At 47.9% G+C, this 574-nt stretch carries 1 protein-coding gene; it reads left to right on the forward strand.

Annotated elements, in window-relative coordinates; genetic code table 11:
- Positions 1-44: 44 nt before the first annotated feature.
- A partial coding sequence (locus ACS8FD_RS23165) for an APC family permease (protein ID WP_439277583.1) occupies positions 45-574 on the forward strand: 530 nt, incomplete at its 3' end.

The following is a 574-nucleotide window of genomic DNA, read 5'->3' on the forward strand; positions in this document are numbered from 1 at the left end:
CCGTAAAAGGTTGACACGGATAATACACGGACAAGGAGCAAGTTATGTCTGCAATGAAAAAATCGTTAGGGGTAGTCGATATTATCGCTCTAGCATTCGGTGCTATGGTAGGTTGGGGCTGGGTCGTTTTGGCTAGTGGTTGGGTAGTCTCAGCTGGGACGTGGGGCGCTATCACCGCGTTCTTAGTCGGTGGACTTGCGGTCGTTATGATCGGTGTGACCTATGCTGAGCTGACCTCATCCATGCCGATTACAGGGGGTGAGCACACTTATACCCACCGTGCTTTAGGGGTTAATGTCTCCTTTATATGCTCTTGGAGTATGCTCTTTGGTTATTTGTCGGTCGTGGCTTTTGAAGCCGTTGCTCTACCTACCGTGGTAGAGTATTTGATACCGAATTATAATCAAGGGTATTTATGGAATGTAGCAGGGTGGGATGTCTATGCGACATGGGCAGGCGTCGGTATGGCAGGCTCTGTTTTAGTGACTTGGCTGAACACACGTGGTATGGAAGTCAGTGCTTGGTTTCAAAAAACAGCAGTGGCTGGTATTTTGATTGTTGGTGTTCTATTGTT

The organism is Psychrobacter sp. 1U2 (genome assembly GCF_051847575.1).